This is a genomic window from Amnibacterium sp. CER49 (assembly GCF_029846255.1).
Classification (GTDB): Bacteria; Actinomycetota; Actinomycetes; order Actinomycetales; family Microbacteriaceae; genus Amnibacterium.
Genome location: NZ_JARVWQ010000001.1, coordinates 1,621,255 through 1,640,706 on the forward strand (window position 1 = coordinate 1,621,255; position 19,452 = coordinate 1,640,706).

Here is a 19,452-nt window from a genome sequence, read left to right on the forward strand (position 1 = left end):
CATGACCAGCGTGACCCCGGCCACCGCAGCGCCGGCCGCGTCGTCGATCTACACCTCGGCGACGTCGAAGGCGAAGCCGAACCAGACCATGGACAGCCAGATGTTCCTGAAGCTGCTCACGACGCAGCTGCGCAACCAGGACCCGAGCTCGCCCATGGACAGTGGCCAGATGATCAGCCAGACCTCGCAGCTCGCCTCCATGGAGCAGCTGACGAACCTGTCGTCGGCCACGACGAACAGCTACGACCTGCAGATGCGCAGCGCCGCCGCGAACGTCCTCGGCAAGCAGGTCACGTGGACCGGCGCCGACGGCTCCGCGCAGTCCGGCACCGTGACCGCGGTCGGCTTCACCGGCACCACCCCGACCCTCACCGTCGGCAGCGCCACCGTGTCGCTGTCCGAGGTCACCGGCGTCACCGAGACGGGCTCCGCCTCGGCCGCCTGACCCCCGAACTGGTCCCGCAGGCCTCCCGCACCGCGGTGCGGACGCCCGCGAGACTCCACCTCGACTCCAACCGCCGCGGCTTCCGCGGCACCAGCCATGACGGCGATCAGCAGGCCAGGACGGCCGACCCCCGACGCGACCGGCGCCCCGGCGCGCGGACCGTTCAGAAGGGCCTTCCTTGCTCCGCTCCCTCTACTCCGGCATCTCCGGCCTCCGGGCCGAGCAGACGATGCTCGACGTGACCTCGAACAACATCGCGAACGTGAACACCACCGGGTTCAAGGCGTCGTCGGTGCAGTTCGAGGACGCCCTCTCGCAGACCCTCTCCGCCGCGGGCCTCCCCGAGAGCTACAAAGCCGGCACGAACCCGAACCAGGTCGGTCTCGGCGTCCGGGTCTCCGGCATCAGCACCAACCTCGCGCAGGGGTCGGAGCAGACCACCGGCAACAACCTCGACGCGATGATCCAGGGCGACGGCTTCTTCGTCGCCCACGTCGGCAGCGAGACGCTCTTCACGCGCAACGGCTCGTTCCACTGGGACTCGCAGGGCCGGCTCGCGACGCCGGACGGCGCCCTCGTGCAGGGCTGGCCCGCGACGAGCGGCGTCGTGCAGACCGGCGTGCAGCCCTCGAACATCACCCTGCCGCAGGGCACCACCGCCCCCGCGAAGACGACGACGGCCGCGCGGATGGTCGGCAACCTGCCCTCGGACGCCGCCGCCGGCACCAGCGTCGAGCGCGACATCACGGTGTACGCGGGCGACGGCTCGCAGAAGACGCTCGCGATCACCTTCACGGCGGGCGCCGCGGGCAGCAAGCAGTGGTCCTACTCCGTGGACGACGGCACGGGCACGCCGACGAGCGGCGTCCTGACGACCGGGGCCGACCCGGTGACGGGCGACACCAACCCCGTGGTCGACGGCATCACGCTCGACCTCTCGAAGCTGTCCGGCTACGCGGGCGACACGACCGTCGCGATGGCCGGCCAGAACGGCAACAAGGCGGGCGCCCTGCTGTCGGTGTCGCTCGGCTCCGACGGCACGCTCTCCGGCACCTTCAGCAACGGCGACACGATCCCGCTCGCCCGTCTCGCGCTCGCGGGCTTCACCAACCCGCAGGGGCTCGAGAAGACCGGCAACTCGGAGCTGCGCGCCACGCTGAACTCCGGCACCGCCACGCTCGGCACCGCCGGCTCGCCGGGCTACGGCGCGGTCGTCGCGGGCGCCCTGGAGGCGTCGAACGTCGACCTCAGCCAGGAGTTCACGAACCTGATCATCGCCCAGCGCGGCTTCCAGGCGAACGCCCGCATCATCACCACCTCGGACGAGATCCTCCAGCAGCTCACGCAGCTGAAGCAGTAGTGCCCCGGGTGCCCGCGCGGATCCCCCCTCCGCCGCGCGGGCACCTCCCCCCCCGCGCTCTGCTCCCTTCCCCGGCGTGCTCACCCGTATTGGGGTCGGGCGGCCCCTGACGGCCGGCGCAGAACTCCCGATAGATCTAGAGACGGCGATCGAACCGTCCCACGGACGGGACGTGCCGGACCCATGGATGGGGGGAAACCATGATCCTTCTCACGCGCCTGAACGGCAGCACGTTCGCGATCAACCCGGACCTGGTCGAGCGGATCCAGGAGACGCCCGACACGACCGTCGTGCTCGTCGACGGGACCACCTACATCGTCACCGAGACGGTGGACGAGGTCATCGGCGAGATCGCGCAGTACCGCGCCCGCGTCATCGCGCTCGCCCACACGATGGCCGCCGAGCAGTCCGCCAACGTCCCGGCGCCGCCGCGAGGCGGCCGCCGGTTCGGCGTCGTCGACGGCGCGAAGGCCCCGACGCGCAGCGCCGAGGCCGCCGTGCGCACGCCAGGGAGGTCCTGATGGATCCGGCGACCATCGGCGGCATCCTCGTCGCCTTCGGCTCGCTGCTCGTCATGGCGTTCCTCGAGGGCGCGAGCCCGATGGCGCTCATCCTGCCGGCGCCGATGATCCTCGTCTTCGGCGGGTCCATCGGCGTGGGCCTTGCGAGCACCGTGCTGCCCGAGGCGATCAACGCCGTGAAGACGCTGCCGAAGGCGTTCCTCTACAAGCGCGTCGCGGCCACGAAGACGATCGACCAGCTCGTCGAGCTCGCCGAGGTCGCCCGCAAGCAGGGGCTCCTCGCCCTCGAGGCCGAGGCCGCGAAGATCACTGACGACTTCCTGAAGAAGGCGCTGCAGAACACCGCCGACGGGATGGACGCCGACGAGCTGCGCACGGTGATGGAGGACGAGGCCGCGACCCGCGACCGCGTCGGCCGCGCCTCGTCGAAGTTCTTCAACTCGCTCGGCGGCTTCGCGCCGACCGTCGGCATCATCGGCACCGTCGTGTCGCTGACGCACGTGCTCGAGAACCTCTCGAACCCCGCGACGCTCGGCCACTCGATCGCCGGCGCGTTCGTCGCGACCCTCTGGGGCGTCATGAGCGCGAACTTCATCTGGCTGCCCATCGGCGGCCGCATCGGCAAGATGACCGACCTCGAGTCCGAGCGGCTCGCGATCGTCATCGAGGGCGTCCTCGCGGTGCAGGGCGGCGCGCAGCCGCGCGTGCTCGGCGAGAAGCTCCTCGCCATGGTGCCCGTGCACGAGCAGGGCAAGGGTGCGGCCAAGGGGGCGAAGGCCGGCGGCAAGAAGGCGGCCGCGCCGCAGGCCGCCGCGGCGGCCTGACGTGAGCAGCAGACGGAAGAAGGGCGGCCACGCCGAGTTCCATCTCGACGAGCGGTGGATGACGTCCTACGCGGACATGATCACCGTGCTCATGTGCCTCTTCATCGTGCTGTACGCGATGTCGACGATCGACGCGAGCAAGTTCAAGACGCTCGCGAACTCGCTCGCCACCGGCTTCGGCCAGACGCCGAGCCAGACCGTCGACACGGCGAAGGGCGTGGTCGTGCCGAAGGACCTCGTGAAGAAGAAGGGGACCGGCTTCACGACGACGACCGCCATCGCGCAGGACCTGAAGACGAAGCTCGACGCCGCGCTGAAGAAGGCCGGCTCGACCTCGAAGGCGCAGGTCACGACGACGAGCACGACGGTGACGATCGGGCTCGTCGGCTCGATCGCCTACTTCGGGCCCGACGACGCCTCGCTCCGCCAGGACGCGTTCACGTCGCTCAAGGTCATCGCCCCGGTGCTCGGCGAGCAGGCCGGCTCCGTGACCGTCGAGGGCCACGCCGACCCGCACGGCTCGGCGGGGGAGTACTCGAACGACTGGGCGCTCGCCGCGGCCCGGGCGACGACCGTGCTCACCTACCTCGTCGACCACGGGGTGCCCGGGGACCGCATCTCGGCCGTCTCGTACGGCTCGAGCCGGCCGGTCACCTCGGGCGCGAACACCGCGACGCGCAACCGCCGCGTCGACATCGTGCTGCACGCCGTGTCGGCGAAATCCGGCGCTCCGGCGCCCTCGCCCGCGCCGAGCGCCTCGGCCGCGGGGGAGGCGGCGCACCACTGACCCCTCGGATGGGGGCCGCTCTGGCCCCCATCCGAGTGTCGTGCGAGGATCGGCACCCCCTTCTGCCCATAATCCGGGCGTGACCGATCGTCGGACGCCGCGCGCACGGGTCTTCGCCCCCGGTGCCGTCGACGCGCGCCCGTACGACTTCGAGAGCCCCGAGGTGCTCTCGGACACCGCCCGCGAGCGGCTCGACCTCGCGTTCGAGGCCTTCGCCCGGCAGGCCGGCCTGCAGATCACCGCGAAGACGCGCTCGGTCGTCGACCTCGAGTACCGCGGCTTCGTCGCGCTGCCGCACGGGCTCTTCGCCGCGCAGGACGACGAGCCCTGCTGCTTCCTGCTCGCCGCGATGGACGACGAGCCGTCCCGCATCGTCTACCGGGTGCCCGCGGACGAGGCCCGCTTCTGGGCCTCCCGCATGGTCGGCGGGTCCGGAGCCCAGGCCGGCGGCCAGCACCGCCTCACCGCGGTCGAGCGCGCCCTCGTCTGGCGCATGACCGAGGACCACGTCGACGAGCTCCAGCTCGCGCTCCGGGGTCTCGTCCCCGAGGCCGTCGTCGAGTCGTTCGCCTACGACCTCTCCGCCGACCGCACCGCCCCCGACGAGCTGATGCTCTGCGCCGCGTTCGGCGTGCAGCGCCGCGACGGCGACGCCGTGCTCGCCGTGGCGCTCCCCGCGCAGCCCGTGCTCGACCGCATCGGCGCGGGTGCCGACCCGCAGACCGCCGACACGGTCGCCGAGCTGCTCGCCGCGCACGTCGCCGAGGCGCCCGTCGAGGTGTCCGTCGCGTTCGATCCCACCCTCGTCGGCCCGGCCACCGTGCTCGGGCTCGCCGAGGGCGACCTGATCCCGCTCACGCACCCGCAGCACCGCCCGCTGACGGTCGCGCTCGACGGCACCCCCGTCGTCCGCGCCGCCGTCGGGGGCACTGGCGACCGCCTCGCCTGCGTCGTCGTGGACTCGTAAGGAGGCCGGCCATGACCTTCCAGACCGCTCTGCCCGACGCCCGGACCACCGGCACCGACGGCACCGCCGAGGCCGCCATCGCGGACGCCCTCGTCGCGGCGCTGCCCGGCGCCCCGCTGCTCGCGCAGCGCCACGTCGGCGCGCCCCTGCCGGGCGCGGCGCTCGAGGCCGGCGTCTCGGCGTCGTACGTCGGCGCGGCCTCGGCCGACCTCGGCCTCATCCTGCTCGACCGCGGCGAGCTGCTCGCCGCCGGCGGCGCGGACCCGACCACGGTGCGCATCGTCGACGTGCTCCGCCCCGCGCTCGAGCACGCCACCGCCGTGATCGGCGGCGGCATGCTCGGCGAGGCCGTCGACGGCGTGCCCGCGGCGCTCCTCGACGCCCCCGACACGGTCGTGTTCGACCTCATCGGCGAGACCGGCATCGCCGGCTGGTTCGCGGTGCAGCTGCGTGAGCAGGCGGCTCCGGCGGCGCCCCGCCGCGACGTCACCTCGCGCCTCGGTCGCATCAGCGGCGTCGAGATGAGCCTCACCGTCGAGATCGGCCGTGCCCGCGTCTCGGTCGCCGACCTCCTCGACGCGCAGCCGGGCACCGTCATCGAGCTCGACCGCGCGGTCGGAGCCGACGCCGACGTGCTGCTGAACGGCCGGCTCATCGCCACCGGCGAGATCGTCGTCGTCGACCGGCGCTTCGCCGTCCGCATCACCCGCGTCCTCGACACCGTCGACGAGGGCTGAGCCGCACCCTCCATGGACACCGTCTTCCTCGCGCTCCGCGTCGTCGTCTCCCTGGCGGCGGTGTTCGGCGCGCTGTGGTTCGCGCACCGCTGGTTCGTCAAGGGCAAGGGCGGCGGCCGCGCCGCGCGCACCCGCGCCATCGGCGTCGTCGCGCGGCAGGGCCTCGGCGCGAAGGCCGGTGTCGCCGTCGTCGACGCGGGTGGACGGCGCTACCTGCTCGGCGTGACCGAGCACGCCGTGACGGTGCTCGACCGGCTGGACGCGGGCGACGGCGGGGCCGCCCGCGGCCTGCAGGTCGTGTCGACCGCCCCCGTCGCGATCCAGAGCCCCGTCGTCGAGCCGATCGACGACGCCGCGACGCTGCTCGCGTTCGACGAGGAGCTGCGCATCGCGACGGCGACCGGCGAGGTCACCGTGCTGCCCCCGCAGGCGGGCCCCGCGGGCCTCCCGACGCAGACGATCACGCTGCCGCCCTCGACGGGCTACCAGAGCCGTCGCGCCGCCCGGGAGGCCGAGCAGGCCAAGGTGCAGCAGGCCACCGGCCCGCTCGCCGGGAGCGTGCTCTCGCCCGCCACCTGGCGGCAGACCGTCGACGCCCTGAAGCACCTGCGGTGAGCCGCGCCCTCCCGGCGCCGCGCCCCGTGCAGGGGCCGGCGCGCTTCCGCGCAGCCCTGCCGCTGCTCGTCGCGGCCGCGATCGGCGTGCTCGTCGTGCTCTGGCTCGTGCTCGCCTCGCCGCTCGCGGCGCACGCCGACCCGGTCGCGCCGGTCGTGCCGACGCCGACCCCGTCGGCCGGCTCGGGCTCGATCTCGATCAAGATCAACGGCCCCGACGGCGCCCCGTCGACGTCGATCCTCGTGCTGCTCGGCATCACGCTGCTGTCGATCGCGCCGGCGCTGCTGCTCATGATGTCGTCGTTCACGAAGATCTTCGTGGTGCTCGCGATGACGCGGAACGCGATCGGCCTGAACACGATCCCGCCGAACCAGGTGCTCGCGGGCCTCGCGCTGTTCCTGTCGCTGTTCATCATGTGGCCGGTGCTCACGCAGATCGACTCGTCGGCCGTCGCGCCCTACCTCGCCGGGAAGATCGACTTCGGCCAGGCCGTGGCCTCCGCGTCCGTGCCGCTCCAGCACTTCATGGTGAAGCACACGCAGGAGAGCGACATCGCGCTCATGACCCGCGCCGCGGGCCGGGCGAACCCCGCGAACCCCGCCTCGGTGCCGCTCGTCACGCTCATCCCGGCGTTCATGCTCTCCGAGCTGCGGGCCGCGTTCATCATCGGCCTCGTCATCTTCGTGCCGTTCCTCGTGATCGACCTCGTCGTCTCGTCCGGCCTGATGGCGATGGGCATGATGATGCTCCCGCCGACGATGATCGCGCTGCCGTTCAAGATCCTGCTCTTCGTCCTCGTCGACGGCTGGGGCCTGATCGTCACCTCGCTCGTGCAGAGCTACGCGACGTAGGGGCGCCCATGACGCAGAACCAGGTCATCGACCTCGCGCTCCACACGATGCTGCTCGCCGGCGAGCTGGCGGCGCCGCTGCTCGTCACGGCCCTGGTCGTCGGCTTCGCGATCAGCGTGTTCCAGTCGATCACGCAGATCCAGGAGGCGACGCTCTCGTTCGTGCCGAAGGCGATCGCGGTCGCCATCGCGCTCCTCGTCTGCGGCCACTGGATGATCTCCGAGTCCGTCACGTTCACGCAGCAGCTGTTCCACTCCATCCCGACGTACCTCGGCACGAAGTAGGGCCGAAGCCGTGAGCATCCCGCTCGACTTCGCCTTCCTCGAGGCCGCGCTGCTCGCCGGTGTGCGGATCATCGCGTTCCTGGTGCTCGCGCCGCCGTTCTCGTTCTCCGGCTTCCCGCTGCGCATCAAGGGGATGCTCGCCGTCGCGCTCTCGCTGCTCGTCGCCCCGCGTGCCGCCGGGGGCACGCCCGTGTCGATGGACACCGGACCGTTCCTGCTCGCCCTGATCGAGCAGCTCGTCGTCGGCGGCCTGCTCGGGTTCCTCTGCGCGATGGTCTTCGCCGCCGTGCAGTCGGCCGGCAACCTCATCGACCAGTTCGCGGGCTTCCAGCTCTCCTCCGCGTACGACCCGCAGATGCACGTGAACGGCGCGCAGCTCACGCGGCTCATGCAGATGGTCGCTCTCGCGCTGCTCTTCGTCTCCGGCGGCGCGGAGCTGCTGCTGAACGGCCTGTTCCGCACGTTCGACGCGCTGCCCGTCACCGGCGTGCTCGACCCGGCGATCGGGCTGAAGCTGCTGCCTGGGCTCGGCCAGCTGTTCATCGCCGCCGCGCAGATCGCGGGACCGGTCGTCGTCGTGCTGTTCCTCGCGGACGTCGGGCTCGGCATCCTCACCCGCGTCTCGCCGTCGCTGAACGCGCTGCAGCTCGGCTTCCCGCTGAAGATCCTCATCACGCTGCTCTTCGGCGGCGTCATCTTCCTCGCGCTGCCCCGCGTCGTCGGCACGCTCACCGACGACGCGCTCGGCCTCATGGGGGCGCTGCACTGATGGCGGACACCACCGGCGAGCGCACCGAGCAGGCCACCGAGAAGCGCATGCGCGAGGTGCGTCGGGAGGGCCGCCTCACCACCTCGCGCGACATGACGGGCTGGATCTCGATGGCCGGCGCCGCCCTCGTGCTGCCGGCGGTGCTCGGCAACGGCACCACCGCGCTGACCGGTCTCGTGCTGGGGCTTCGCGCCGTGATCCTCGCCCCGACCGCCGGCGGGGCGGAGCGGTACCTCCTCGCCGCGCTCGGCGCGGTGCCCCCGATCGTGCTGCCGATGCTCGGCGCGTCGGTCGCCGGCGCGATCGTCGGGGTGGTGGCGCAGGGCGGGGTGCACGTCAAGGCGTTCAAGCCGTCGTTCAAGCAGTTCAACCTGGTGACCGGTGCGGGCCGGCTCGTCGGCAAGCAGGCCCTCTGGGAGGGCGCGAAGGCACTGCTGAAGACGGGCGTCGTGGGTGTCGCCGTCTGGCTCGCCATCCAGGGGATCATGCCGCTGCTCGGCAGCAGCGGCGCGATGCCCCTCACCGCGCTCGTCGCCACGGCCTCGGGCGTGATCACCGCGGTGCTGCAGTCCGCGATCGTCGCCGGCATCGGCCTCGCGCTCGTCGACCTCATGGTGGTGGTGCGCCGCAACCGGAAGCACACGCGGATGACGCGGCAGGAGGTGAAGGACGAGAACAAGTCGACGGAGGGCGACCCGCTCGTGAAGTCGCAGCGGCGCTCCCGCGCGCTCGCCCTCACCCGCAACCGGATGATCGCCGCGGTGGCGAGCGCCGACGTCGTCCTGCTGAACCCGACGCACATCACCGTCGCGCTGAAGTACGAGCCCGGCAAGTCGGCCCCGCGGGTGGTCGCGAAGGGCGCGGGCGCGGTCGCGGCGAAGATCCGCGAGCGCGCCGCCGACGCCCGCGTGCCGATGGTGCACGACATCCCCCTGGCCCGGGCGCTCTACGCGGCGTGCGACGTGGGCCAGGAGATCCCGGAGGAGCTCTACGCGGCGGTCGCGCGGGTGCTCGCGTTCGTCATGTCGCTGAAGCGCCGCGGCGCCGCGCTCGGCGTCCACCGCATGGCGAGCTGACCGGACCGGCCTTCCCCCAGCCGGACCTGCTGGAGTGCTGCAGCAGCAGCGGCGGAAGGGGCGGGGATGTCGGCGGGTGACGTGCGGACGATCGACAAGCAGGGCCAGTGGGTGAACGAGGTCGAGGGCGACCCGGCCCGCTCGGCGGGCTTCACGAGCCGCGACGAGGCGATCGAGGCGGGGCGGGCGATCGCCCGCGAGACCGGCGGTCGGCACCTCGTCGAGGAGACCGAGCCGACCGGCGACATCACCGACCCCGCGTCCGGCGACGGCGCCTGATCCGGAGGCGAGCAGGGCATGCGCTACCGGGACGACGCGAACCTCGACACCTCCGACGTCGAGGACCGGCGGGGGATCGGCGGGGGCGCCATCGCCCTCGGGGGCGGCGGGCTCGGCGTCGTCGGCGTGATCGTGCTGCTGCTCGTGCAGTTGCTGGGCGGCGGGGGCGGCGACGGCTCGTCGGGCCAGGGCCAGCAGGCCGGCGTGCTCGAGGGGCTCGGCTCGGGGCAGACCGCCACCGCGGGCGACCTGCGGCAGTCGTGCCGCACCGGCGCCGACGCGAACGCGAAGCGCGAGTGCGCGGTCGTCGCGGACATCGAGTCGATCCAGGACTACTGGGCGGGGGTGCTCGGCTCGCGCTACACCCGCAGCGACACCGTGTTCTTCTCCGGCTCGACGAGCACCGGCTGCGGCGCCGCCGACTCCGGCATGGGGCCCTTCTACTGCCCGGCCGACGCGAAGGTGTACATCGACCTGAGCTTCTACGACGAGCTGCGCACCCGGTTCGGCGCCGAGGGCGGCACGTTCCCCGACGCGTACGTGCTCGCGCACGAGTACGGCCACCACGTGCAGGACCTGCTCGGCACGAGCGCGAAGGTGCCCGCCGGGGCGACCGGCGCGAAGGGCGGCAGCGTGCGGCTGGAGCTGCAGGCCGACTGCTACGCCGGCGTCTGGGCGGAGCACGCCGAGACCGTCCCCGACGCGTCCGGGGCGCCGCTCATCCAGGACATCACGCAGCAGGACATCGCCCGCGCGCTCGACACCGCCGCGCGCATCGGCGACGACTACATCGAGCGGAACCTCGGGGGCGGGGCCGTCGACCCGAACAGCTTCACCCACGGCACCTCCGCGCAGCGGCAGCAGTGGTTCCTCACCGGGTACCGCTCGGGCGACCCGCGTCGCTGCGACACCTTCGCCGTCGCCGACCTCGGCTGACGGTCAGCGCGCCGCTGGTAGACCGGCGAGGCGAGCGGGAGGGACGGCCATGGGGCACCGAGCGGATCCGGGCGGCGTCGAGGCGTACCTCGCGGACCCGCCCGGCGACCGGCCGGTCGAAGGCGGTCTCGTGCTGATCCACGAGATCTGGGGCCTCGTCGACCACATCACCGACGTCGCCGACCGCTTCGCCGCCGAGGGCTTCCGCGTCGTCGCGCCCGACCTGCTCGGCCCGGTCGGCATCGGCCCGCACCTCGGCGTCGAGCTGCAGGAGATCCTGTTCAGCGACGATGAGCGGGTGCGCAGCGAGGGGCAGCCGCGCCTCCGCGCGGCGCTCGCGCCGACCCGGGCCCCCGGGTTCTCCGGCGAGGCGATCGCCTCCTTGCGCTCGTGCGTCGACGCGCTCGCCGCGATGCCCGACGTCGACGGCCGCATCGGCGTCGTGGGCTTCTGCTTCGGTGGCACCTACTCGTTCGCGCTCGCCGCGGCCGACCCGCGGGTCCGCGTCGCGGTGCCCTTCTACGGCGCACCGCCCGAGGCGACGGACGTCGCCGCGATCCGGGCGCCCGTGCTCGGCTTCTACGGCCGGAAGGACGAGCGGCTGGTCGCCGCGCTGCCGGCTGTCGTCTCCGCGATGGCCGACGCCGGCGTCCACTTCGAGGCGCAGGTCTACGAGGGCGTCGGGCACGCCTTCTTCAACGACACGAACCGGCACACGTACGACGCGGCGACCGCCGCCGACGCGTGGCACCGCACGCTCGCCTTCCTCCGCACGGCCCTGAGCGCGCCTCCGGCGTAGCCCCGGATCGACCGCCTCCGGAACGCGGAAGCCCCCGAAGGGGTGTCGCAGCCGCCCCGAACGGGGTCCAGGCCGGAGACTTGGCCGGGCGGCCCCCGGGCCGTAGCGACAGGGGCGCCGGACGAGCCGGTGCCGCGGCGTCGCCGGCCGCAGCCGGACGGCGACGAGGGACGAGGAGTGCCGTGCGCCGAAGAAAGCTGGGGTCGACCCTCGGCCCGCTCGCGGTGCCCATCGGCCTCGTCGGGATCATCGTGCTGCTCGTCGTGCCGGTGCCGTCGTTCGTGCTCGACCTGCTGATCACCGTGAACATCCTGTTCGCGCTCGTGATCCTGCTGACGACGATGTTCGCCAAGCGGCCCCTCGACTTCTCGGTCTTCCCGTCGCTGCTGCTCATCGCGACGCTGTTCCGCCTCGGCCTGAACGTCGCGTCGACCCGCCTCGTGCTGGGGCAGGGCTACGCGGGCGAGGTCATCCACGCGTTCGGGCAGGTCGCGGTCGGCGGCTCGCTCATCATCGGCGCGGTCGTCTTCCTGATCCTCGTCGTCATCCAGTTCGTCGTCGTCACGAAGGGCGCCGAGCGCGTCGCCGAGGTCGGCGCCCGCTTCACCCTCGACGCGATGCCGGGCAAGCAGATGGCGATCGACGCGGACCTGAACGCGGGCCTCATCACGGAGGACCAGGCGCGGCAGCGCCGCGCGGACGTCGCCGCCGAGGCCGACTTCTACGGCGCGATGGACGGCGCGAGCAAGTTCGTGAAGGGCGACGCGATCGCCGGCATGGTGATCACGGTCATCAACATCGTCGGCGGCATCGCGACGGGCGTGCTCATGCACGGCCAGCAGTTCGTCGACGCGATCAACACCTACACGCTGCTCACGATCGGCGACGGCCTCACCGCCCAGCTGCCTGCCCTGCTCATGGCCGTGTCGACGGGCATGATCGTCACCCGCTCCAACGCGGAGTCGGAGCTCGGCGCCACCGCGGGCAAGCAGCTCGCCCAGTCGCGGCTCGCGCTGCTCATCGCCGGCGTCGCGGCCTGCGGCATGGCGATCATCCCCGGCATGCCGTTCCTGCCCTTCGCGTTCGTCGGCGGCCTGCTCGTGTTCGTCTCGACGCGGCTCGCCCGCGCCGAGCGGGTGAAGGCGCAGGCCGAGCTCGCCGCGAGCGCCGTCGCCGAGCAGGCGGTGCCGTCGGACACGCCCGAGGAGCTCATGGAGCAGATGCGGGTGCACGCGCTCGAGGTGCAGCTCGCGCCCGACCTCGTCGACCTCGTCTCGGGCGTCAGCGACGACCTGCTCGCGCGGGTGAAGTCGCTGCGCCGCCGCATCGCGCTCGAGTACGGCGTCGTCGTGCCACCCGTGCGCACCCGCGACAGCGTCGACCTGCCGCCCGCCACCTACGTGCTCCGCGTCGCCGGCGTGGAGGTCGGCCGCGGCATCGCGCCCCCGGGCAAGGTGCTCGCGCTCGGCGACGGCCTCGACGCGCTGCCCGGCACCCCCACGATCGAGCCGGTCTTCAACCTCGCCGGCAAGTGGGTGCCCGCCGAGATGCGGCACTCCGCCGAGCTGCTCGGCGCCACGGTGATCGACCGCGGCTCCGTGCTCGTCACCCACCTCTCGAGCGTCATCACCGACCACGCCGCCCGCCTGCTCTCGCGCGAGGACGTGCGCGTGCTCACCGAGGGCGTGAAGAAGGTGAGCCCCGCGGTGGTGGAGGAGCTCATCCCGAACCTGCTCACCCTCGCGGAGGTGCACCGGGTGCTGCAGGGCCTGCTCGCGGAGCGGGTGCCGATCAACGACCTGCCCCGCATCTACGAGGCGCTCACGCTCCGCGCGCGCGTCTCGACCGACCCCGAGGGGCTGATCGAGGCGGCCCGCAGCGCCCTCGGCCCCGTGGTCGTCGCGCCGCACCTCGAGGACCGCACCCTGCGGGTGATCATGATCGACCCGGTGCTCGAGCAGTCGATGCTCGAGGGCCTGCGGCCGAGCGAGCACGGCACGCAGATCGTCGTCGACCCGCAGCGGCTCGGCCTCGTGATCGAGTCGCTGAAGCACGCGGTGCAGACCGCGGAGCTGCGCGGCTGGTCGCCGGTGCTCGTCTGCGCCCCCGCGCTCCGGCCCGCGGTGCGCCGCCTCGTCGCGCCGCAGACGAACGGCCTGCCCGTGCTGTCGTACCAGGAGGTGACGTCCGCCGACGTCACCATCGAGACCGTTGGAGTGGTTCGTGCCCTCGATCCGATTTCGGCTTGACAAGCCCACGCTGTCGGGGCTCGCGGAGCAGGTGCGCCGCGAGTACGGTCCCGACGCGCGCATCGTCGACACCGAGGAGACGGTGATCGGCGGCTTCGCTGGGCTCTTCGGGCGCAAGGTCGTCGACGTCACGGTCGACCTCCCCGACAAGGAGGCGGTCGACGGCAGCCACGAGTTCGACATGGCGAAGCGCGTCGGGCTCGCGGCGCTCCTCGACGACGCCGACGCCCGCGACTTCGGTCCCGCCGGCGCCGAGGACCCGTTCGAGCTGCTGAACCCCGGGGGCGCGGCCGGCCCCGAGGTGTCGACGCAGGGCGGCGAGTTCGCCTCGGTGCTCGACGCCCTCCGCATCGACACGGAGGCGGTGCCGACGCAGGGCGGCGGCACCCCGGCCCGGGCGCCGCAGAAGCCGAGCACGGCGCGTCCGGACTGGGCCGCGAAGCCCGAGACCGCACCGACCGCGCTCGTGCCGCGACGCACCGGCCCGCTCGTGCTGCCGCGGACCGCGCCGCCCATCGCGCCCGCGGCGCCCCTCAGGATGACCACCGAGGTCGTGGCGCCGCCCTCGCTCGTCGCCGAGGCGGAGGCCGCGGCGGTGCAGGCCACCGTGTGGGCGACGCCGACGCCGCGCTCCCGGGTCGGGCGCACCGTGCCCGGTGCGCCGCCGCCGCAGCGCACCCGAGCCGGCGACCTGCTGCTGCTCGTCGGCCTGCACGACGACGCGGTCGGCGTCGCGAACGCGGTGCGCGACCGGCTGCAGCGCGGCTACGTCTGCGACGGCGGATCGGTCGAGGGCTTCACGCGCCGCCGGGTCGACGACCGGCGCGGCGCGATGGCGGCGCGGGCCTACGGGGTGCGCAGCGATCAGCCGGTGATCGTCGCCTACGGCATCGGCGACGGCGACCTGCTCGACCCGCGCTTCGCCGGGCTGCTCACGATCGACTCCGACCAGTCGTGGCTCGTCGTCGACGGCGCGCGCCCCGAGGACCAGACGCTCGCGTGGGCCGGGCGGCTGCGCGGCCGGCTGCAGGTCGACGCGGTCGCCCGGGTCGGCGCCAAGGGCGGACCGGATCCCGTCGCCGCGCTGGGGCTTCCTCCCGCGTGGGCGGACGCGACCTCCTAGGCTGGGCCGGGAGCCAGGGGAGGACACCGCATGCTCGTGCTGACCAGGAAGAAGGGTGAGCGGGTCCTCATCGGCGAGGACATCGTCATCACCCTGATCGACATCCGCGGCGACGGCGTGCGCATCGGCTTCGACGCCCCGCGCGGCGTGCCGATCCAGCGGGCCGAGGTGCTCGCCGCGGTGACCGAGGCGAACACGCAGGCCGCCGGCACCACCGCCGACGCCGGCGACCGGCTCGTCGGGCTGCTCGCCGCGGCCGCCCGCCCGGAGGGCGAGCCGCGCCGGCGCGCGGCGGAGCAGGCGCCAGAGGCGCAGCAGCCGGCGTCGTCGCAGCAGCCGGCGTCGTCGCAGCAGCCGCCCGCCCCGCGGCCTCGCGGCGGCACCCCGAAGCCCACCCCGCCGAAGCGCCCCTGACCCGGCTCCTCCCGGAACCGGGCGACTTCGGACATCCCGGGCGTCGTTCCGCGCCCGCTTCGTCGGAACGCGCCCGCATCCCGCAGGGGTCAGGAGGGCAGCGGGCCGCCCCGCTCGTCGACGAGCTGCAGCAGGCGGCGCACCACGCGGTCGTCGCTCGCGCGGATGCCGTCGTGCTCCCACTCGTTCGTCACCCACGCCTGCGCGTTGCCGACGGCCGCCGCGGTCTCGAGCTGCAGGTCCGCCGGCACGTAGAGGTCGTCGTGGTACACCGCGGCGGCGAGCGGCACCTCGTTCGCGGCGAGCCGCTCGCGGTCGTACAGCGGCGTCCAGTCGGAGAACCCCGCGAGCGCCTGGACCGCGGCCCGGAAGGGCTTCAGCAGCCGGATCTCCTCGAACATCCAGGGGTACATCATCTCTCCGGTGAACCTCAGCGGGCGGGCGTCGGAGGCGAACTCCGGGTGCCGCGCGTGCTCCGCCGCGGCCGCCCACGCGGTCGGGCCGGAGTCGGGGTCGCCGTAGATCGCCTCCTGCAGGGCCGCCCAGAGCGGGCCGTCCGCGAACGAGGTCCAGCTGAGCACCTCGGCGAGGAAGGTGTCGGAGAAGGTGCCGCCCGTGCCGGTGAGCGCCTCGTCGACGAGCCAGTGCAGCTCCTCGAAGCCCGGCCCCATGCCGAACCCGTTGCCGAGGTGCTGGAAGCGGTGCACGGTCAGCCGGTCGCCGTCGGGCAGCCGCACGTCCTCGGCGGCGAGGCGGTCGGCGATCCGGCCGATGAGCGCGACGTCGTCCGGGTGGCGCCGCTCGTACTCGCGGTTCTTCGCGAGCGCCCGCGGGTAGGTGCGCCGGTACACCTCGGCGGCGCTCGGCCGCACGGAGGCGAGGCCGCCGGTCACGAGGCACGACGCGAGCGCCTCGGGCGCCATCGAGAGGTAGGTGAGGGTGAGGAAGCCGCCGTAGCTCTGCCCGAGCGTCGACCAGCGGCGCCCGCCGTAGACGGTGCGGCGGAGGTGCTCGGCGTCGCGGATGATCGAGTCGCCCCGGAAGCGGCGGAGGTACGCCGCTCCCGCCTCGCCCGAGTCGAACCCGGCCATCCGGGCGCCGTCGACGCGCGTGCTGCGGCCCGTGCCGCGCTGGTCGAGCAGGACGACGCGGTACCGCTCGAGCAGCGCGCCGAGCCAGCCGGAGGCGTCGAGGGGCCGCGGCGACTTGCCGCCGGGGCCGCCCTGCAGGAACAGCAGCAGCGGGAGCTCATCGCGGGTGCGGTGCGCGGCGACGACCTCGCGGGCGAACACGTCGATCGTCGGGCCGTCGGGGTCCCCCGCCCAGTCGAGCGGGACGGACACGGTGTGCTCGGTGACGGCGAGACCGGGGATCGACGAGGCCATGGCCTCATCCTGGCCGCTAGCGTCGCGGCATGACGACCGCGGCCGAGCACCTCGGGGAGCTGCTGCGGATCCCGACCGTCTCCCGCGCCGAGGGTCGCGACGAGGGCGCGTTCGCCGCGTTCCGGGCGGCGCTGGAGCGGCTCTACCCACGGACGTTCGGAGCGCTCGAGGTCGAGGAGGTCGCCGCCCGGGCGCTGCTGCTCACCTGGCGCGGCGGCCCGGGGCGTCCGGTGGTGCTCATGGCGCACGGCGACGTCGTGCCGGTCGACGGCCAGGCGTGGTCGCGGAACCCGTTCGGCGGCGCGATCGAGGGCGGGGCGGTGCACGGCCGGGGCGCGCTCGACGACAAGGGCGCCCTCGTCGCGGTGCTCGAGGCGGTCGAGTCGCTGCTCGGCGACGGGACGGCGCCGAGCGGCGACGTGCTCGTCTCCATCGGGCTCGACGAGGAGGTCGGCGGCGCGGGCGCCCGAGCCGTCGCGGCCCTGCTCGCGGAGCGCGGCATCGACCCCGAGCTCGTGCTCGACGAGGGCGGCGCGGTCGTCACGGGGATGGTGCCGGGCGTGCGGGGTCCGCTCGCGCTCGTCGGCCTCACCGAGAAGAGCGTCGCCAGGGTGCGCCTCGTCGCGTCCGCGACGGCGGGGCACGCCTCGGCACCCGCGCGGGGGAGCGCGACGGCCCGGCTCGCCCGCGCCCTGCTCCGGATCGAGCGTCGCCCCGCGCCTGCCCGCACGAACCCGGCCCTCACCGCGATGGTGGCCGCGCTCGGCCCCCGGCTGCCCCGGCCACTCGCGGCCCTGCCACCCGCCCGGACCGCGGCGCTGCTCGCACCGGTGCTCGGCCGGGCCGGCGGCCTGCCCGCGGCGCTCGTGCGCACGACGGTCGCCGTCACCGGGCTCGCCGCCGGCACGGCCGCCAACGTGCTGCCCGGTACCGCGGAGGCCCGCCTGAACGTGCGGATCGCGCCCGGCGACTCGGTCGAGCAGGTGCTGCGGCGCCTGCGCCGCGTGGTGCGCGACCGGGCGGTCGCCGTCGAGCTCGATGACGGGGCCGATCCCGCGCCGCCGTCGCCGGCCGAGGGCGAGGGCTGGGACCGGCTCACCCGGGCGCTCGCCGTCTCGCACCCGCGGGCGACCGCCGTGCCGTACCTGATGGTGCAGGCGAGCGACGCCCGCTTCTTCGCCGAGCGCTGGCGGCCCGTCTACCGGTTCGCCCCGTTCGCGATCGACCGCGACGAGCTCGCGAGCATCCACGGGACCGACGAGCGGCTGCGCGTCGACGCGCTCGAAGCCGGGGTCGCGTTCTTCCGGGCGCTCCTCACCGGCTGACCGCTTCCGCGCCCCGGATCCCCTGGCCCCCGCCCGCGGGCGCCCCGGACTGGGGAATGCCTCGATCCGCGAGCCATCTCTACGGTAGGCGGACCGGGCATCCATGCTCGGTGCACGCCGGGGGGCGTGAGGCCGGCGGGGAGGGCCGAACCATGTCGATGATCGACGCGACCGACACGAGCACGTTCGGGGTGCCGCTCGTCGAGCTGCTCGACTACCCCGTGGACCGCGAGGCCGCGCTCAGCGTGAGCGCCTCGCTCTGCCGCCGCCACCGCCTGCTGCCGATCGCCCGCGAGGGCGGCACCCTCGTCGTCGCGATGGCCGACCCGGACGACATCGTCGCGCTCGACGACGTCGCCGCCGCCACCCGCGCCCGGGTGCGCCGCGTGCAGGCCGCGCCCGACGACCTCGCCGCCGCGATCGACCGCTACCACCGCGCCGACGACGAGCTCTCGGACCTCTCCACCGTGCTCACCGAGCAGAGCGACGCCGCAGCGGACCTCTCGGGCGACGTGCCCGAGGACGACGACGCGCCGATCGTCCGCTTCGTGAACCTGCTCATCTCGCAGGCGATCCAGGACCGCGCGTCCGACATCCACGTCGAGCCGGGGGAGACCGCGCTCCGCGTCCGCTACCGCATCGACGGGGTGCTCTCCGAGACGCAGTCCGTCTCGACCTCGATCCAGGCCGGCGTCATCTCGCGCCTGAAGATCATGGCCGACCTCGACATCGCCGAGCGCCGCCGCCCGCAGGACGGCCGCATCGCCGTGCTGCACGAGGGGCGCAAGATCGACCTCCGCGTCGCGACGCTGCCGACCGTGCACGGCGAGAAGGTCGTCATGCGGATCCTCGACACGAGCGGCAGCGCCCGCACGATCGGCGACCTGAACATGCTCGGCCGCAACCTCGCCGCGTTCCGTGCCGGCTACACGCGACCCAACGGCATGATCCTCGTCACGGGCCCGACCGGCTCCGGCAAGTCGACGACCCTGTACACGGCCGTGCAGGAGGTCTCGAACCCGCGCGTCAACGTGATCACCGTCGAGGACCCGGTGGAGTACCGGATGCCCGGCATCAACCAGGTGCAGGTGAACCCGAAGGCGGGCCTCACGTTCGCGTCGGCGCTGCGGAGCATCCTCCGCAGCGACCCTGACGTCGTGCTGATCGGTGAGATCCGCGACGAGGAGACCGCGCAGATCGCGATCGAGGCGGCCCTCACCGGTCACCTCGTGCTCTCGACCCTGCACACGAACGACGCGCCCTCCGCCGTCACGCGCCTCGTCGAGATGGGCATCGAGCCCTACCTCGTCAGCTCCGCGCTCGTCACCGTCGTCGCCCAGCGCCTCGCGCGCCGGCTCTGCGACCGCTGCAAGAAGCCCACCACCTACGACGAGGACTACCTCGCGAAGATCGGCCTGCTCATCGAGGAGGACGAGACGGTCTACGTGCCGGTCGGCTGCACCTCGTGCGCGCACACCGGCTACCGCGGCCGCGTCGCCATCCACGAGGTCATGACGGTCTCCGAGGAGATCGAGCGGCAGGTCGTCGAGCGCGCCACGGCGTCCGAGATCGGCCGCACCGCCATCGCGCAGGGGATGATCTCGCTCCGCCAGGACGGCTGGAACAAGGTCTGCCTCGGCCTCACCTCCATCGAAGAGGTGCTCCGCGTCATCGTCTGACGACAGGAGCGCCACCACCTACCGGGA

Annotated in this window: 20 protein-coding genes and 1 pseudogene; 20 read left to right on the forward strand and 1 reads right to left on the reverse strand. The window is 73.6% G+C overall.

What is annotated here, in order from left to right:
- Position 1 precedes the first annotated feature (1 nt).
- The 18 genes and pseudogenes from QDR37_RS07895 to QDR37_RS07980 all read left to right on the forward strand — a co-directional run.
- On the forward strand, positions 2 to 445 hold the full coding sequence (locus QDR37_RS07895) for a flagellar hook capping FlgD N-terminal domain-containing protein (RefSeq protein ID WP_279713076.1): 444 nt from the start codon (positions 2 to 4) through the stop codon (positions 443 to 445).
- Between the two features lie 178 nt (positions 446 to 623).
- Complete coding sequence (locus tag QDR37_RS07900) at positions 624 to 1,805, forward strand: flagellar hook protein FlgE (RefSeq protein ID WP_279713077.1); 1,182 nt, start codon at positions 624 to 626, stop codon at positions 1,803 to 1,805.
- A 200-nt stretch (positions 1,806 to 2,005) separates the two neighbouring features.
- On the forward strand, positions 2,006 to 2,326 hold the full coding sequence (locus tag QDR37_RS07905; RefSeq protein WP_279713078.1) for a flagellar FlbD family protein: 321 nt from the start codon (positions 2,006 to 2,008) through the stop codon (positions 2,324 to 2,326).
- Positions 2,326 to 3,150, forward strand: a complete 825-nt coding sequence (locus tag QDR37_RS07910) for a MotA/TolQ/ExbB proton channel family protein (RefSeq protein ID WP_279713079.1) — start codon at positions 2,326 to 2,328, stop codon at positions 3,148 to 3,150. The genes QDR37_RS07905 and QDR37_RS07910 overlap by 1 nt, the downstream gene beginning before the upstream one ends.
- A gap of 1 nt (position 3,151) precedes the next feature.
- Positions 3,152 to 3,937, forward strand: coding sequence for a flagellar motor protein MotB (locus QDR37_RS07915; RefSeq protein ID WP_279713080.1), 786 nt, complete (start codon positions 3,152 to 3,154; stop codon positions 3,935 to 3,937).
- A 79-nt stretch (positions 3,938 to 4,016) separates the two neighbouring features.
- Positions 4,017 to 4,904, forward strand: a complete 888-nt coding sequence (locus tag QDR37_RS07920; RefSeq protein WP_279713081.1) for a FliM/FliN family flagellar motor switch protein — start codon at positions 4,017 to 4,019, stop codon at positions 4,902 to 4,904.
- An 11-nt stretch (positions 4,905 to 4,915) separates the two neighbouring features.
- Entirely contained in the window at positions 4,916 to 5,641 is a 726-nt protein-coding gene (locus tag QDR37_RS07925) for a FliM/FliN family flagellar motor switch protein (RefSeq protein WP_279713082.1), read from the forward strand.
- Between the two features lie 12 nt (positions 5,642 to 5,653).
- Positions 5,654 to 6,256, forward strand: coding sequence for a flagellar biosynthetic protein FliO (locus QDR37_RS07930; protein ID WP_279713083.1), 603 nt, complete (start codon positions 5,654 to 5,656; stop codon positions 6,254 to 6,256).
- Positions 6,257 to 6,282: 26 nt separating this feature from the next.
- Entirely contained in the window at positions 6,283 to 7,107 is an 825-nt protein-coding gene (gene fliP / locus QDR37_RS07935) for a flagellar type III secretion system pore protein FliP (protein ID WP_279713584.1), read from the forward strand.
- 8 nt (positions 7,108 to 7,115) lie between these two features.
- Positions 7,116 to 7,391, forward strand: coding sequence for a flagellar biosynthesis protein FliQ (gene fliQ / locus QDR37_RS07940; RefSeq protein ID WP_279713084.1), 276 nt, complete (start codon positions 7,116 to 7,118; stop codon positions 7,389 to 7,391).
- Between the two features lie 10 nt (positions 7,392 to 7,401).
- Positions 7,402 to 8,160 (forward strand): flagellar biosynthetic protein FliR, encoded by a 759-nt coding sequence (locus tag QDR37_RS07945; protein ID WP_279713085.1) that lies wholly within the window; start codon positions 7,402 to 7,404, stop codon positions 8,158 to 8,160.
- Positions 8,160 to 9,236: an EscU/YscU/HrcU family type III secretion system export apparatus switch protein gene (locus QDR37_RS07950; protein WP_279713086.1), complete on the forward strand. Its 1,077-nt coding sequence runs from the start codon at positions 8,160 to 8,162 to the stop codon at positions 9,234 to 9,236. Before QDR37_RS07945 ends, QDR37_RS07950 begins: the two co-directional genes overlap by 1 nt.
- A 66-nt stretch (positions 9,237 to 9,302) precedes the next feature.
- Positions 9,303 to 9,515: a DUF2188 domain-containing protein gene (locus QDR37_RS07955; protein WP_279713087.1), complete on the forward strand. Its 213-nt coding sequence runs from the start codon at positions 9,303 to 9,305 to the stop codon at positions 9,513 to 9,515.
- Positions 9,516 to 9,533: 18 nt separating this feature from the next.
- Entirely contained in the window at positions 9,534 to 10,451 is a 918-nt protein-coding gene (locus tag QDR37_RS07960; RefSeq protein WP_279713088.1) for a neutral zinc metallopeptidase, read from the forward strand.
- Positions 10,452 to 10,500: 49 nt separating this feature from the next.
- Positions 10,501 to 11,250, forward strand: a complete 750-nt coding sequence (locus tag QDR37_RS07965; RefSeq protein WP_279713089.1) for a dienelactone hydrolase family protein — start codon at positions 10,501 to 10,503, stop codon at positions 11,248 to 11,250.
- A gap of 182 nt (positions 11,251 to 11,432) precedes the next feature.
- Positions 11,433 to 13,499: a flagellar biosynthesis protein FlhA gene (locus QDR37_RS07970; protein WP_279713090.1), complete on the forward strand. Its 2,067-nt coding sequence runs from the start codon at positions 11,433 to 11,435 to the stop codon at positions 13,497 to 13,499.
- The gene (locus tag QDR37_RS07975; protein ID WP_279713091.1) at positions 13,474 to 14,622 is read left to right on the forward strand and encodes a hypothetical protein; all 1,149 of its coding nucleotides are present in this window, start codon (positions 13,474 to 13,476) and stop codon (positions 14,620 to 14,622) included. The genes QDR37_RS07970 and QDR37_RS07975 overlap by 26 nt, the downstream gene beginning before the upstream one ends.
- A gap of 30 nt (positions 14,623 to 14,652) precedes the next feature.
- Positions 14,653 to 14,826 (forward strand): annotated as a pseudogene (locus tag QDR37_RS07980) (carbon storage regulator); the annotation flags it as partial.
- A 299-nt stretch (positions 14,827 to 15,125) separates the two neighbouring features.
- Here QDR37_RS07980 and QDR37_RS07985 read toward each other — a convergent pair.
- The gene (locus tag QDR37_RS07985; RefSeq protein WP_279713092.1) at positions 15,126 to 16,421 is read right to left on the reverse strand and encodes an alpha/beta fold hydrolase; all 1,296 of its coding nucleotides are present in this window, start codon (positions 16,419 to 16,421) and stop codon (positions 15,126 to 15,128) included.
- A gap of 29 nt (positions 16,422 to 16,450) precedes the next feature.
- Here QDR37_RS07985 and QDR37_RS07990 point away from each other — a divergent pair, with 29 nt between their 5' ends.
- Positions 16,451 to 17,746 carry a M20/M25/M40 family metallo-hydrolase gene (locus QDR37_RS07990; protein WP_279713093.1) on the forward strand — a complete coding sequence of 432 codons (1,296 nt, stop codon included), beginning with the start codon at positions 16,451 to 16,453 and terminating at the stop codon, positions 17,744 to 17,746.
- A gap of 152 nt (positions 17,747 to 17,898) precedes the next feature.
- On the forward strand, positions 17,899 to 19,425 hold the full coding sequence (locus tag QDR37_RS07995) for a GspE/PulE family protein (protein WP_279713094.1): 1,527 nt from the start codon (positions 17,899 to 17,901) through the stop codon (positions 19,423 to 19,425).
- The last annotated feature ends 27 nt before the right edge of the window (positions 19,426 to 19,452 follow it).